The organism is Flagellimonas pelagia (genome assembly GCF_003584135.1).
GTDB lineage: Bacteria > Bacteroidota > Bacteroidia > Flavobacteriales > Flavobacteriaceae > Flagellimonas > Flagellimonas pelagia.
Genome location: NZ_QXFI01000031.1, coordinates 151,949 through 167,988, shown reverse-complemented (window position 1 = coordinate 167,988; position 16,040 = coordinate 151,949). Strand labels below are relative to the sequence as shown.

Sequence of the window (16,040 nt, the reverse complement as noted above, 5' to 3'; positions counted from 1 at the left end):
TGTGCTACTTCAGCTAAAATGGCACTGAATTCTTATTTTTTCAAGTGATACATTAAAATTTCATAGGGTGTCTTTCCCTTAAATGCACCATGTGGTCTATCAAAGTTATAAAAGTCTTCCCATTGCTTTATTTTTTTGTTCAAATCCACGTCGTCGGAGTAGTCCAATAGTTGATAGAACTCCTTTTTGTCCGTGAGGTGCGACCGTTCCACCTTTCCATTGAGCTGGGGTCTTCCGGGCTTTATATAACGGTGCTCCATGCCAAGGTCCTTCACATGCCAATTGAACTTGGATTGGAATTCATGCCCATTGTCGGTTTGGACGGTATGGATTCGGAACGGGAACATACCGACCACATAATCCATAAAGTCAATGGAACTTGATTGGTTGTGCCTTTCATATACTTTCAACGCTCTGATACGTGTGCAATCATCAATCGCCGTGTACTGATACCTTTTTATCTTTTTTCCTTCTTTGGTGTGGAAAACCAAGAACTTGACGTCTACTTGAACATGGTGGCCCGGGGTTTTCTTGGCATAGCGTTTAGGTCCCATCGCTTTTCTGGTAACGGCTCGTTCGAGCGGCTTGATACCATTCCTTTTCAGGGTTCTGTAGACACTTGATTCAGAGACATTGATACTGTGATATCTTTCCAAATACCATTTGATGCGCCATGTGCCAAGTTTGTATTCCTTTCTAAGGTCCAATATCAGATCAACCGTTTTCTGATTGATTCTATTGGGGTAGGTATCAGCTTCCCTCTTTTTCCTTAAAAGACCCTTTGCTCCATGTTTGTCAAACTTTCTTTTCCAATTAAAATAGCTGCTCCTGCTAACATTGAACATTTCACAGGTCTCCTTGACCTTTCCATAATCTTTTGCAAATTCAAGTACTCTTAGTTTGAACTTCCATCTTAAGTATTGCTCAATTTCTCTTGTCTTTTCCATGTCAAAAGTGTCTCTTGATTTATTATCAAAATAGTACACTTTTAGTTGACGTAGTCACAACCGAATTGAGTGCACCCCTATATTGGGGACTGGTGCCCGATTCGCTTAAGCAAAAGGTGGCCGATAACCTAGCTTTGGAAGTCAAAAAAACAAACCATATAGATGTGGGCCTTCTTGGTACCAAGACTCTTTTGGGAGCTTTGAGCCAAAACGGCTATGCAGATTTGGCGTTTACCGTTGCTTCTCAAGAAACTTATCCTTCATGGGGTTGGTGGATCAAGAATGGAGCTACAACACTTTATGAGAATTGGGACATTGATGCCTCTTCGGATTTGTCGCGGAACCATATCATGTTTGGGGCCATTAGCGCATGGTTCTATAAAAGCCTTGGAGGTATTTTGCCAAATGAACAATCCCCAGGGTTCAAAAGCTTCATTTTGAGGCCAAACTTTGTGAATGGGCTGAACCACTTTGAAGCTGAATTCGAAAGTAGATACGGTCTGATCATATCAAAATGGAAAAGACGTGGGAACCACGTTGAATACTCTTGTCAAGTTCCCCCGAACAGTAAAGCCGTACTTTATTTGAAAGGTGTGAAAATAAAGCTAGGAGACAAGGAATTTACCACAGAAGAAGTCCAAAACCAAGGGATAGACCTTACTGCTGGTTCATATACCTTTTTGATTGAAGAATAATATACTCTTTCCGATGCTTAATAGATCGATGTTATGAAAGGTTTTGTTAAAGAATGATTACCAACTCCGATTAAAACAATAGGTAAGAATCTCCACCAACTTATCCTCAAGGATGGGCTATACTACATAACCCGTGAGTTCCTCCAATTTTTGAGTACGTCTAAGGCCGTTGGAATTGTTGGATGATATTAAATGTGCTCGAAAACACTTTTTTAGTGTGTTCGAGCACATTTTTATTCGTTTTGTTTTTTTCTTGGGTAAAAAATACGTAAGTTCGATTCAAATTCAATTTGATGTTTCAATAAATGGATTTGTAAGAATCAGAATATCAATAGTATAGAAATCAAATGCAGAAAAAAACAAAACCTACATTGGTGGTCTTGGCCGCAGGCATGGGAAGTCGTTATGGAGGTCTTAAACAAATAGACTCATTTACCCCTCAAGGGGACACCATAATCGATTTTTCAATTTATGATGCACTACAGGCCGGATTTGGAAAGTTCGTGTTCATCATCAGAAAGAGTTTTGAGCGCGAGTTCAAGGAAATCTTCAACCCAAAATTACAAGGGAAGGCTGAGGTGGTCTATGTATACCAAGAACTGGAAAATGTTCCAAAAAAGTATATCAACCCAGATAGGGTAAAGCCATGGGGCACAGGTCATGCCCTTTTAATGGTCAAAGATGTGGTGGACGAAAATTTTGCCATCATCAATGCGGATGACTTTTACGGAAGGGAAGCCTTCATGGCCATGGCTCAGGCTTTGGGTACAACGGACAAGGAATCGTACAACTTTTTTACCATGTCCTACCTGTTGAAAAACACCATATCAGATTACGGATTCGTCTCCAGGGGAGAATGCCAAGTGGATGGAGATGGGTACCTCACCGATATAAAAGAAAGGACCCACATTGAAAAAATTGATGGGCGGTTAATGCGAAAGGATGAAAATGAACACTTCGTTCCCATTGATGAAAATACTGTGGTATCCATGAATTTTTTCGGGTTTACCCCTAAATGTTTTGCGTTTGCGGAAAACCTATTCTTGAAATTCTTGGAAGAAAACCAGGAAAGTCTAAAGGCGGAATTTTATATTCCATACATCGTGAATGAAATGTTGCAATTGGACTTGGTTACCGTAAAGGTTTTAAAATCGAATGCCAAGTGGTTCGGTGTCACGTACAAAGAAGACAAGGAAATCGTTCAAAGATCGATCTATGAATTAAAAAGAGAACATATTTACCCAACGGAGCTTTGGAAAATGTCCGAAACAAGATAGACAAAGGAATGAAATTGACCATAGCAACTTTTGCAGTACTGGCCCTGACCATGTTCAACACGTACTCTCAAAATGGGGATAAGCTTGATCTGGACATTATGAAAGGTGAATATTGGTGGGGTGGCCTAAGCACTGAAGGACACAATACACCATATGATATCAATTCTGAGGTAAGTCATGACCAATGGGCCAATGATGAGGGCAATCAGGCCCAACCCATGCTGCTTTCCAGTAAGGGCAGGTATGTTTGGTCTGATACCCCGATTACATATACCTTTTACAAAGGTCACATACAGATAACGACCAAGGTTGGGGAGATTCAATACGGGAGTGCAGGCAAGAATTTACGCGATGCATACCAATATGTGGCGAAAAATTTCTTCGCTCCCAATGGTAAGATTCCGGAAGAAAAGTTGTTTACACATCCCCAATACAATACATGGATAGAGCTGATCTATGATCAAAATGAAGAAGATATCCTGAAATATGCCCAAGGCATTTTGGATAATGGGTACCCTCCAGGGGTATTGATGATCGATGATAACTGGCAGGAAGACTATGGGACTTGGAATTTTTCACCTCGACGATTCAAAGATCCTAAAGCAATGATCGAGAAACTCCATGATATGGGGTTTCTGGTCATGCTATGGGTATGCCCCTTCGTTAGTCCCGATTCTGAGGTTTTCCGTTATCTGGCAAAAGAGGGCATGCTTTTGCAGGTTCCACAGGGAAATCAGGAGGTACAATGGAAAAACACCCAGGATACAGCCGCTATTATACGCTGGTGGAACGGCGCCAGTGCTTGTTTGGACTTGACTAACCCTAAAACCAATACATGGTTCAAGGAGCAGTTGGACCACTTGGTGGACGAATACGGAGTGGATGGATTTAAATTCGATGCGGGTGATGCCCAGTTTTATGAAAATGGCATCGTTTCTTTTGAAAACGTTTTGCCCAACGACCATACGGCCCTATATGCCAAATTTGGATTGGACTATCCCCTGAATGAATATCGGGCGTCATGGAAAATGGCAGGTTTGCCTTTGGCACAACGATTACGGGATAAAGGACATAATTGGGAAGATCTGCAAAAATTGATCCCTGACCAGATGTCCCAAAGTTTGATGGGGTATGCGTACACATGCCCGGATATGATAGGGGGAGGGGAATATGGTTCGTTCATAGACCTTGCCTCCATAGATGAGGAATTGGTCGTACGGTCTGCCCAGGTCCATGCCTTAATGCCCATGATGCAATTTTCGGTGGCACCTTGGCGAGTGTTGTCCAAAGAAAATGCAAGGTATTGTTTGGAAGCGGCAAAACTCCATGAAAAGATGGGTCCCTATATTCTTCAACAGGCAGATCGGGCCTCAAAAACAGGGGAGCCAATTGTAAAACCCATGGCTTTGGCCTTTCCTAACGATGGTTATGAAACCATTAAGGATCAATTCGTATTGGGAGATAACATAATCGTAGCTCCAGTAGTAACAAAAGGTGATTTAAGGCGAAAAGTGGTTCTTCCTAAAGGAAAATGGCAAGACGATAGGGGTAAAATTTATAAAGGGAACAAGACCATAGAAATTGAGGTGCCATTAAGTAGACTTCCTTTTTTTACCAAGGTTGGCACAAGAAATTAGGATTAATACAGAGTATCGAAGCAAAATATTGATAAGGTTCACATGAAAAAGTATCGGATAACCACAGTGCTGAATTTATAGGTAGTCCTATGGTCCAATACTTGTTATTCTGTTACCGTTTTATAGAATTTAGGAACGGGAACCTTGAAAGTACAGATTGTTTGAGTTGTTAGTTAGTTTTAGCAAGGGCTATTGGGGTGGTATTATTTCATCGTGATAGCCCTTTAATCTAAGTTTAATTGATGTGCAACACCCTATTGACAGTCGCTCGAATGTTAAAATGACCTCTTGAAATCTATAGTTTGTCCCTTCAATAATCGGTCACAGGAAATCACCAAATCTTCATTCCCATCATAATTGATAGTGAATTCCTTTTCTTCATTGGGCAGCACAGTCCTAAGGGAAGCGGTGGATTTATTACCGTTAATGGAAAGATAGGCATCGTAATAAATGGGGGCTGTTCCAACATTTCGTACGGTTAGCAAAGATTTGTTATCGGATTTTACAAATTTGGTGACTTCAAACTTATAACCGGTGTGGATGCTGGCTTCCTTTATCCTATCCAACGACTGATACTTGTATTGGTCATTTCCGATCATGTAGGTGGTATGGAATCGTTTTATGAACGATTCATAGGACTCTCCATGTGGACCATTGGGTGATAGGACATTTTGCTGATCATAATCCGTATAATAGTTGAATTCACCCCCAACCGGGTTGTTGACATAGCGGGTTTCCAGTTCCAGAAATTTAAAACGCTGTTCGTTGACCGTTGCATGTTCCTCGGACATGAAAGAATCATCGAACAAACCAAATGATAAATTCAATAACGAGGGATTATCACGAAATGGAGTAACATTGCCATCTTCAACATCAATGGAAATAGACCAATGAAGATTCGTGAACAAAGTGTTCATTCTATTCAAGAATAGGGTTTGGTACTCTTTTGAAGGGAACGTCTTTCCCAAGACAAATGGACCATCATAAATATGGTATTCTCCCCACAATCCAAAACCTACCTGCAAGAAGGCCAATCGGTTATCATGATCATATCGTTCGGCAAATTTTTCATAGAATTCCAAGGTGAAGTCCTGTAATTCTTGATGCGACCAATCCGGAAACCATGTTTCCCTGCCTTCACTGATCCCTTGTGTTTCATGATAATCCGGTAAATCTTTAATGTATTTCGGCACCGATGTTTTTTGTCCCACATAGGTATATCTGAAACGAAGGATGCCTTGATGGTTCCGTGAGGCGATATCGTTCAATTTATCTTCAACAACCGTCCAGTCATAGACTCCTTTTTCGGAAACCACATCTTCAAAAAGCATATAGGAATATTCCAGGGTGTGTGCTCCTGAGCTGGCATTCGGATTTCCATCCCAAACTACAATTCCGGTCATAGGTTGTACTTTGGTAAAACTGCTCACACCGCCACCATTTAATACCTGCTCCTGACCTTCCAGGTTTTCATCGGGATTGCTATTGTTTCCACCACCACAAGCAATGAGAAAACAGTTTAAACCAAGAAAGAACAAAAGATTTTTCATCATGATCCAAGCTTCTTTTAGCCAATGATTAAATTCTGATAAATAGTTTCTTTTTATACATCCAATAGCAAATGAACCATAGGAAGAAGAGCACTACAATACTCAATAGTATCTGGGCGCTCAGTGCTCCCGTCCATCCGAAGAGGGCGTTTGAAAATGGTAAGAATATTTTTCTGATCAGTTCGGCCCCACCAACATGCGCGAACAAATAGATAAACAATGGGTTCATGCCTACAACGGCAAAGAACAATACTCCCTTCTGATATTTTTTGACGTCTATCACCCAATAGCACAATGCAAGGGCCAATAGTGACCACCCGCCACCTACAAGAACAAATGTACTTGTGGAAATACGTTTTATGATGGGCGTTACATAACTGAAGCCATATCCTATGATCAAGGCCGTGACACCCCCAATGACCAAAAGCTGGATCTTTTCCTTGGTTGTCCTCTTGCTGATTAACAATTGGCCTGCCAGTACGCCCCAAATGGTATGCGCCGCGGTGGGAATGGCATTGAACATAGCCCAATGGCCACTGTCCTCTTCACCTGAAATCAAAATATTGAACCATGCACCAAAATTTTCCCCGGGCACAAAGGCATGGTTAAAACCCTCAACGGAGAAAAATCTATAAATGGCCTCACTGATTAAAATAAGGATGATGGAAAACCCGATTTGGACGATAGGTTTTTTACGGATGACCAAAAAGGCAAGGAGGTAGGTGACAGAGAGTTGCGCCAACACATTTTGGAACCTGAAAACAATTTTTCCGGGGTCGATACAATATAAGGCCCATCCTAAAACCAGCATTAAAAAAGCTCTTTTAAAAGCATGTTTCTGCAATTCTTTGTATGTATCGCCCTTTGCCATTCTTTTTGAAAAGGAGAGGGGCATGGAAACACCCACAATGAACATAAAAAATGGTTGAATCAAATCCCAAAAATGCAACCCTTCCCATTCCACATGATGAAACTGTTCTCCAATGGTATGTATAAGGGTACCCTGAAGTTCCGGGGACACTAGGAATTCAAATAGACTTGAAAATTCTGCAATAAGCAAAAACATGGTCAGACCTCTATAAAAATCCAAGGACAGTAATCGGTTATTGTTGTGTTCCATATCTACTTTTTAAGTAAAAACCCTAATAAATGTTCAAGCGATCTATTAGGGTTTTATTGTTACTAATGTGTTTGATAAAATTTATGTACAGAATCGATACCGATCAATAGCACTCCTGTTAACCAAGAAATGCAGTTGTTCTGATTGCGTTTCTGGACCTATTTTTGGATTTCTATATTGAGGGCAGGACCAGCGGTATCAGAAGGATAGTACTCAACACCCCAATTCAACCACATTCCAAAATCAATGCTGTCCCCTACAGTCCCGAAAAAGCTCTTTGGGAACCTCATTTCTATGGCATTGGTGCTGCCATCAACGGCAATTACCCCAGAGGATTCAAAACCGTGGCCATCAAGTCCTATCCAGTCCCATGCCCAGCCGCCGCTGCCACCTGGGTAACTGTAAAAACTTCCCCATGAACCTAAAACCGGTGGTCCTTCAAATAGGTATTCCGCACCAATATTCCATGTTTCATTATATCCTGTTCCGTTGTCTTCATCCACATTGAAAAGCATGTCCGTAATCTCCAAAGTCATATCCGATCCGCCTTCAAAGTAGATGTCTATGTTGGGTCCTTTGGTATAATACTTCATTTTTTTGACGGAACCTGTAAATTCATAATAAACAGGTACCTCTTCCCAATCCTCAAAATCCCCATCAATATCGATATTGGCATTGATGATTACTGGGGCGCTGATCATTTTTGATACGTGGGCCTCCTCACCGGATTCATTCATTGCCGTTAACGTGACGGTTAGCTCGCCACCAACAATGGAATAGGTGTAGGTGGGATTTTCTTCGTAGGAATAAAAATAAAGGTCGCCAAAATCCCATCGGTACGTGGTTGCCCCCTGGGATAGGTTGGTAAAGGTAAATGTACTTCCATCGCTTGTAAATGAGAAGTCGGCCACAATGCTGCTTTCTGAACTTGTGGAATCGTCCGAGTCACAACCTGCAAGTAGTGAAACGACCAAAAGACAATATAAAAGCTTGAATTTTTTCATGACTTATGTGTTTAGAAATTATGGTTTTAGTTGATTATTAGTGTGTGCAATAATTCGTTCATGCCGGTACTGGCCTCCCAAGTGCCTGAATTTGCCAATTGAATGGAATATTCGGGTCTATCCTTCAAGGATGGGGAAGCGTCTTCGATCTTTAAATACAATGTATAGCTCCCGGCGGGTATACCGGATAGGTTCACGGTTTCCGTTAAATCGTATTCTGCGCCAGGCACTACCTTTCTGACATCAAAGTCCAACGATTTGCTATGGATGGTCCCGTCATTTGTGGATTTCAATATCAAAGAGGCATTCTTTTTATTGTACACAGGTGCAAAACCCGCGTTGTCCATGACCAGGTCCAAATCAAAATTGCCATTGGCTTTAACCTCCTTTTTTAGACTGGCGGTCTTCAACAAAAGGCGATACCCCAACTCTCTTTGAAAATCCTCGAAGCAATCATTGTTTCTCCATTCCTGCAGTACGGGACCATAATAATCAAGGTTCAAATAGGTCCATTTCAACAATGCCATTTCCGTATCGGCAGTAGTGCAACTGGCGGTTGGCACCCCGGATGGGGGACAGGTTTCTCCACCAGTGGGGACAAAAAGGGCCTCTTTGCTTATGTAGTCTTTTTCTATGGTGATGTTCTGATAGGTCCCATAGTCATCAGGACTGGCCAAAAAACAATCGTTGTGGAACCCAACACGGGCAATATAGCTGTCTCCATACCCCACAGTTGCATTCATAGCGGTGGAATAATTAAAGATCTCCTGTTTGTACAATGGGGTCCTGACCTGTACCTTGATTTCTTTTGGCAATACTTCCAATAGTTTGTTGAGTACAGCTGTCTTATTTTCAAGCGTGGTCAAATTGTTGGTCGTGTAGTACCATTCTCCCCAAGATCCTATAAAACCTGCTTGAACAAAAGCAATCACATCATAATTGTCGGTCAAAATGGGTTTCAATTGGTCCAAATGCGAAATGACCCTGGACAATGGCGCATCCGTTTCATTTTGATCACTGTTGTAGGCAAAGCGCAGGATACATTTAATACCAGCGGTTCTCATTCGTTCAAAATCGGTGGTTATTAAATCCAACTCGGCTTGACTCAGGTCAGCATCCTTAAATGCGTCCAAATAATATATCCGATTGATGATGGTGACCTTTTCGTTTTTCAAACTGTTGAGCATGGCCATACTGACCGGCATTCCTTCGGATTCAACTGCCCAATGGTGCATAAATCCCCTTTCCGGATTCGATATGACCTCATAGGAAGCAGTATAGGTTATATTGCTTATACTGTTATCCACGGGTTCTGGCTCCGGATCAACGGGAACTTCACCGTTGCTTTCACCGCCACAACCAATTGTGCACAAAATCAGTAGATATATCAATTTATGTTTCATAGAGTATACTTGGTTAATAGTGGATTAATAAGTGTCTTTGATCCAATCATAAGGCTTTCTTTTGATCCAGTTACCCCTAGTGAAATCAGGGAAGTCCTGTGGTTCCCCATTATTTTCAATGGAAACCTCGGACAATGGTGTAATTGAACTCCAAGCGGCTGCATCATAGGCATCCATTGGTGGTGCTACCCCTAATTTGGCTGATTCCACAAAAGCGTTGATCACAAAGAAATCCATACCTCCATGTCCGGCGCCAGTGGCCAGCTCCCCATATTTTTTCCATAGGGGGTGGTCATATTTTTCCAGCCATTTGTCGGCACTGTCCCAATGGTGTGCCTCCGTGACCCCGGCAATATGGATCCTGTTCCCATCAACTTCCCAGAGACCATTTGCCCCCTGTACCCTGAAACCTAGGGAATACGGTCTTGGCAAATTGGTGTCGTGGGTAACGATGATGGTTTCTCCGTTTGCCGTTTCTATTGTGGTGGTCACAATATCTCCCAGCTTGAACTTTACGCTGGCATTGGGGTGGTTTTCTCCTCCGTTCTTGACAATATAATTGTGCAGACCTACACTTTTTGTGGCATGGGACGTTAAGGACAAAAATCGATTTCCCCTGTTGATATCACACATAGCGGCAATAGGACCCACACCATGTGTAGGGTATAGATCGGCATTTCGGGTTACGGAATGTTGTGTTCTCCATCTTGCCTCTGAAATTGCCTTTTCACCAAATTCCACACCACCGCCATAGGGCTGTTTCCCATCATTGAACTTGACCTCGCGTAGATCATGTTGGTACCCACATCTGAAATGGACCAATTCCCCAAACACGTTCTGTTTCACCATGTTCAATACGGCCAATATGTCCCTTCGGTAGTTTACATTTTCCAAGATCATTAATTGAGCTCCGGTTTCTTCGTGCGTATTCACGAGATCCCAGCATTCTTCAAGGGTATTGGCGGCAGATACTTCCAAACCTGTGTATTTCCCTGCCCGCATTGCATCCTTGGCCATACGGGTGTGCCATAACCAAGGAGTGGCAATTATTACAGCCTCTACATTGTCCAAGGCTAGAAGATTTTTGTAGTCAAGCTCATCCTTGCCGAAAACCAAAGGTTTTCGACCACCCTTTTCCGTTACTTTTTCAATCGCAAGTTTTGTTCTGCTCGGATCTATGTCGCAAACGGCAACTATATTCACATCATCCCTTAACAAAAGGTTTTCCAAATGATTGGTTCCCCTAAGGCCCACACCGATCATGCCAATGTTCAGTTTGGCCATGTTCGGGGAAGCCCCAAAAACAAAACTTGGAACTACCGATACTCCTGCTCCCAATACTGCGGTTTTTTTTATAAAATCTCTTCTAGAATCCATGTACTATAGTTGCTTTGTATTTATTGTCAATTATGGTTTTATGCCTGAACCAAATTATATTAGTTGTAACCGGGGTTTTGCAAGAAAGCTCCCTTGCCCTCACTAATTCTTTGGAGCGAAAAGGGGTATAGCTCTTTGTATGGGGCCGCTTGACTTGCCGCGCCGTTCAGCTCTATGGAATGTTCCACAAACTTTCCGTGCCTGATGAGGTCTGATCTATATTGCCCGTTCTCACACCAGTATTCATGGGATCTTTCCACAAGGATCATTTCATTGAATGCATCTATAGTGGCAAAATCCGCCAATAGAATGGGATCTAGGCTCGCACGTTCCCTAATCACATTTACAAGGTCTATGGCCTCCTGATTGGGAGCATTATTCTTGTTGGCAATGGCTTCAGCCTTGGATAGAATCACATCTGCATATCGGTATAAAATGATATCCACGGTGGTAAGGGCAGTGTTCCTATCTGCATCTTCTGCTATTTTTAAAGGTAAGGGACCCATCTGCATCACATTTCCAGGATTACTTCGGTTGTAGGTAACCCCATCGGTTCCTGTATATTCAGCTATTAGATTTGTTTTTCTAACATCATTGGGCTCGAATGAATCATAGAACATCCATGAACTTTGTATGGTGGCCCATCCGCCTCTAACAGGATAATTGGAGGGCAACACCATCATTTGCCATTGGTTCTCACTGGTACCCGCGTAATCTGCCGGAACTGCGAACATCACCTCTTTATTGTCGGCCTGTGATTCTGTACTGAACATATCCACATAATCGTCGGTCAACTCATAATAGTTCATTGCCATGATGGCGTTGGCCTGTGCTTCTACATCTGCCCACCTTTTTTCATGTAGGTATAACCTGATCAAGAGCATTCTTGCGAAGCCTTGGCTGAACCTTCCATAAGCTGCCTCTGAGGGAGAAGGTAGATCCGCAGCTGCATCCAACAGGTCCTTCTCAATAAAACTTACCATTTCATCATGGCTTAGCCTTGCCAAAGGTGTTTCGATCAATGGGTTCTGCAAAACTTCCAGTGGTGCCACCACGATGGGTCCAAACATGTCGAAGAGTTCATAGCTTAAAAAGGCCCTCGCACATTTGAGTTCGGCAATCCCTCTTTTTTTGATGTTTTCATTGACGGTGGAATTTTCCAATCGATCGATGCTCAAGGTGTTGGAACTGATCCTGTTATAGAAATCGTCATAAAATCTGGTAACTCCCTCACTGGTAGGGATATAGCTGCTTAATGTTGCCAGTTGTTGCACCCCAAAGTTTCCCTGAAGAATTTCCGTGGTAGCATCATTGACAAACATGATCCCGCGTTCCGATGTGGTGTGGATTCCATTCCACCAGGAGCCCCTTAATGGATAGTAGGCCGCTACCACAAGAGCTTCCACATCTGCCTCGGAAGCCGGAAAAATAGCTGGGTTGATTTCATCATAATTTATAGATTCCAATTCTGGGTCACACCCAAACATTGTGCTTATCAGTAACCCTAGCAGTATTAGTTTTACATTTTTCATAATCATTATTTTTTAAAATTTTAAATCTATCCCGAGTGTGTAGGTCTTTACATTAGGATACGCAGCCACCAAGTTTGTGGGGTCTTGGTCGGTACCTTGTAATCTAGGGTCATATCCATTGGTTTCAGGATCTACCCCTTTGAACGGTGTGATCACGAACAAGTTTTGGGCATCAAACCTGATGGCCGCACTGTGCAACAGCTTTCCGGTCAATTTGGAAGGTAAAGTATAGGATAGGGATAGGTTTTGTAATCTTATGAACCATGCATCTTGCAAGAAGAAGTCTCCTGCACTATATGGAGTATAGCCATAATGCGAAGCTGGTCTTGTGTTTGTTGGATTGTCCGGTGTCCATCTATCATAAATGTTTCGAAGGGCATTACGTCCATTTTGCCATACACCATCCGCAGAAACCCCTAAAGCAAGATCGGTGGCATCAACAATCTCTCTTCCGAACATACCGTTGAAATGGAAGTTCAGTTGAAAGTTTTTATATTGGAAACTGTTACTGAAACCAGCTATGAAATCAGGGTCGGTCGATCCCATTAAAACGATATCTGCCTCATCAATAATGCCATCTGGTTCCCCTGTTGCAACAAATCTTCCATTTTCATCAACAATCGGGTTTCCTTCATTATCCCTGGAAAACCCATTGATGTCCTTGATCTTTATTTGTCCGGGGAAAAGATCGGGTTGGGCAGGAACGGTTTCACCGATTTGCATCACACCGTCAGACAGGTAGGAGTACCTAGCACGGATGGGGTCATCCTCTTTTTGGTAGATGCTAGGTTTCCAATCCGGGGCTCTTTCCTTCCATCTATCCCGGAATTTGGAGAAAACAATTGTACTTCTCCATTTAAAATCTTTGGTGTCGACATTTGTAGTATTCAACGTCAATTCCATACCCTTACTTTGGGTGGAACCTACGTTTGCCCATACCTCATTGATCTCATTATAGGAGTTGATGGGTTTTATCTGCAACAAATCCGAAATCTCTTTGTTGTAGACTTCGAAAGACCCGGACAACCTACCTTTCAAAATTTCAAAGTCCAGACCCATATTGATTTCTTTTGTGGTCTCCCATTTCAGGTCAGGATTTTCCAACCGCGATGGAAACACTCCGATTAAGATGGACTCATCAGGGTTTAGATAAGCAGGTTGCGCATAGTACGCAGCGAAGGCGTTGGAACCAATGTCGGCATTTCCTGTTTCTCCATATCCCACTCTCAGTTTCAATTGGGATATTTTGTCACTAAGCCCTTTCATAAAGGGTTCTCCCGCAATGTCCCAACCCAAGGCGATGGAAGGAAATACCGCAAACCTATTGTTTCTGGAAAACACACTGGAACCATCCCTTCTGACGGTTGAGGACAAAATATACCTGTCCTTGTAGGTATAGTTCAGTCTACCAAAATAGGATACAAGGTTGTTTTCGTACTTGGCTGAGGCCAATACCTTGGTACCTGCCCCGGCATTGATGTTGTTCCAAAGAAAGGCATCGGTAATAAAATCACTGTTTCCGGAAGAAGCACTCTCTGATCTGTATTTTTGCCTGGAATAACCTACCAAGAAATTGAAATGGTGGTCATCATTGATAGTTGTGGTATAGTTCAGGGTAAAATCAAAAAGGGCATCGTTCTTTTTTTCGTTTGCTATTGTGGCTTTACCGTTTTCCAAAGCACCGTACAGCGTTGTTCTGGGCAAATAGGTGTTTCTACTGGTATAACCTTGGTCCATACCCGCTTGGAACCTTGCCACCAAACCTTCTATGGGTTTTACTTCCATAAAAAAGTTTGTGAGGGTCCTGTCGATTACACCTTTATCTGTAATCGTAAGTAGGGAATATGGGTTTGGTTCTTGGGAATTGTCAGGATTTATGGGATAATTTCCATTTTCATCAATGGCCTGTATATGGGGCCCATATTGCAATGCAGATCTCAGAAGTCCCGAATTTTCATAGCGATCTCCTCCCAATTGGCTATTGTCGTTATTGATCCTACTCATGGTGAGGTTCATCCCAACGGAAAGGAAATCATATAGTTTTTGATCCAGGTTGAATCTTAGGGAAGCTCGTTCAAAAGCGGAGTTCTTCAATACCCCTTTTTGATCGAACAAGTTACCTGATAGGAAGTATCTGGTGGTTTCGGTACCTCCCCTTAAGGAAAGGTTATGCTGTTGCGTACTACCGTCCCTGGTTACCAAGCCCAGCCAATTGGTACTTTGCCCGGCATTATTTATTTGGTCGTCTGAATAAAATCTTGTGAATGCTACTCCATTAACCGGATTGGCAATGGCCTCTTCCAAAGTTCTGCTGCTGGTATTGCCACTACTATAAGGTTCAACCCTGTTTTGGAAAAGCCAATTTTCATAGGCGGCATCATTTCGTAGTTTCATCCATTCCTGTAGGCTCAACACGTCAAAATTGTCGTTATAGGCCTGCAACGAAAGAGAGGATGAGTAACTTACCTCCACTTTTCCAGAAACCCCTTTTTTGGTAGTGATCAAAATAACCCCGTTTGCAGCTCTGGCCCCATAAATTGAGGTGGCACTGGCATCTTTTAGAACGGATATCGATTCAATGTCATTGGGGTTGAAAGAGTTCAAGATACTTTGTGTTCCCCCACTATACCTATTACCGGTCCCTGGTTGTTGGAAATCGGTTATTGGAAACCCGTCAACAACTATCAGCGGTTGGTTGCTGGCATTGATCGACCCCGCACCCCTGATCTGAAAATTCAACCCACCTCCGGGTTGAGCACTGTTCTGGGTAATTTGCAAGCCTGAGACTTTACCCCTAAGTACATCCCCAATGGAAGGCGATGATGATAGTACCAACTCCTTGGTCTCTACTGTTGAAATGGCCCCTGCGATATCTTTTCTTCTTTGTGTGCCATAGCCGACCACTACAACTTCGTCCAACAAGGTATTGTCAGGTACCATGGAGGCATTGATGACCGAGTCATTGCCTATCGATTTCTCTTGGGGGAGATAACCTATATAGGAGAACACAATAGTGGTTGCACCGCCCTTGATGGTCAAGCTGTAATTTCCATCAAAATCTGTTGAGGTACCTGTGGTGGTTCCTTTCACAAAAACAGTTGCCCCGGGAAGCGGAACCCCCATTTCATCTGTAACAGTACCCGTAATCACTCTGTCTTGAGGCTGAGCAGTCTCAATTACGGAGTTCTCATTTGGTGAATAGGTTTCTGCCTTTACATTGAAAAAGAAAACCAACATCGCTAAAACGGTCAGCTTTATTTTCAAATCAAAATAGAACCCAACACCCTTTCCTCTGAGTAGTTTCATATTTTTTTTCATATTTTACGTTGGTGATTTATTAGTTATTAGGAGATTTTTAAGTCACGTTTTATAGCCGGAAAATGCCGCAATATTTTCCGGCTTCTAAAATCGGTTCAGAGTCGTTGGTTTTTTTCATGTTTCATTTTAGTTTGTTATTTGATTGTTTCTGGTTTTAAGTGCACCTCCCTTTTTGGAATT

General features: G+C 42.4%; 11 protein-coding genes. 3 read left to right on the top strand and 8 right to left on the bottom strand.

Translation table 11 applies throughout. The features are described from left to right. Window positions 1-32: 32 nt before the first annotated feature. On the bottom strand, window positions 33-947 hold the full coding sequence (locus tag D2V05_RS13755; RefSeq protein WP_119646114.1) for an IS481 family transposase: 915 nt from the start codon (window positions 945-947) through the stop codon (window positions 33-35). On the opposite strand from D2V05_RS13755, the gene D2V05_RS13750 reads away from it, so the two are divergent. The 3 genes from D2V05_RS13750 to D2V05_RS13740 all read left to right on the top strand — a co-directional run bounded on the left by D2V05_RS13750 (window position 935) and on the right by D2V05_RS13740 (window position 4,556). Beyond that, complete coding sequence (locus D2V05_RS13750; protein ID WP_313786753.1) at window positions 935-1,642, top strand: alpha-L-rhamnosidase-related protein; 708 nt, start codon at window positions 935-937, stop codon at window positions 1,640-1,642. The genes D2V05_RS13755 and D2V05_RS13750 overlap by 13 nt on opposite strands. 347 nt (window positions 1,643-1,989) lie before the next feature. Next, a complete protein-coding gene (locus D2V05_RS13745; RefSeq protein ID WP_119648202.1) occupies window positions 1,990-2,919 on the top strand; it encodes a sugar phosphate nucleotidyltransferase in 930 nt (309 codons plus the stop codon). An 8-nt stretch (window positions 2,920-2,927) separates the two neighbouring features. Continuing rightward, window positions 2,928-4,556, top strand: a complete 1,629-nt coding sequence (locus D2V05_RS13740) for a glycoside hydrolase family 31 protein (protein ID WP_119648201.1) — start codon at window positions 2,928-2,930, stop codon at window positions 4,554-4,556. 275 nt (window positions 4,557-4,831) lie between these two features. Here D2V05_RS13740 and D2V05_RS13735 read toward each other — a convergent pair whose 3' ends face one another. The 7 genes from D2V05_RS13735 to D2V05_RS13705 all read right to left on the bottom strand — a co-directional run bounded on the left by D2V05_RS13735 (window position 4,832) and on the right by D2V05_RS13705 (window position 15,848). Then, window positions 4,832-6,109, bottom strand: a complete 1,278-nt coding sequence (locus D2V05_RS13735) for a DUF4832 domain-containing protein (RefSeq protein ID WP_119648200.1) — start codon at window positions 6,107-6,109, stop codon at window positions 4,832-4,834. Between the two features lie 25 nt (window positions 6,110-6,134). Next, on the bottom strand, window positions 6,135-7,226 hold the full coding sequence (locus D2V05_RS13730; RefSeq protein WP_119648199.1) for an acyltransferase family protein: 1,092 nt from the start codon (window positions 7,224-7,226) through the stop codon (window positions 6,135-6,137). Between the two features lie 158 nt (window positions 7,227-7,384). Beyond that, window positions 7,385-8,230 carry a PKD domain-containing protein gene (locus D2V05_RS13725; protein ID WP_119648198.1) on the bottom strand — a complete coding sequence of 282 codons (846 nt, stop codon included), beginning with the start codon at window positions 8,228-8,230 and terminating at the stop codon, window positions 7,385-7,387. A 26-nt stretch (window positions 8,231-8,256) separates the two neighbouring features. Continuing rightward, window positions 8,257-9,633 carry a DUF4832 domain-containing protein gene (locus D2V05_RS13720; RefSeq protein WP_119648197.1) on the bottom strand — a complete coding sequence of 459 codons (1,377 nt, stop codon included), beginning with the start codon at window positions 9,631-9,633 and terminating at the stop codon, window positions 8,257-8,259. A gap of 24 nt (window positions 9,634-9,657) precedes the next feature. Beyond that, on the bottom strand, window positions 9,658-11,010 hold the full coding sequence (locus tag D2V05_RS13715) for a Gfo/Idh/MocA family protein (RefSeq protein ID WP_119648196.1): 1,353 nt from the start codon (window positions 11,008-11,010) through the stop codon (window positions 9,658-9,660). A gap of 59 nt (window positions 11,011-11,069) precedes the next feature. Next, on the bottom strand, window positions 11,070-12,542 hold the full coding sequence (locus D2V05_RS13710; protein WP_119648195.1) for a RagB/SusD family nutrient uptake outer membrane protein: 1,473 nt from the start codon (window positions 12,540-12,542) through the stop codon (window positions 11,070-11,072). A gap of 12 nt (window positions 12,543-12,554) precedes the next feature. Beyond that, window positions 12,555-15,848, bottom strand: a complete 3,294-nt coding sequence (locus D2V05_RS13705; RefSeq protein ID WP_183114844.1) for a SusC/RagA family TonB-linked outer membrane protein — start codon at window positions 15,846-15,848, stop codon at window positions 12,555-12,557. Between the last annotated feature and the right edge of the window lie 192 nt (window positions 15,849-16,040).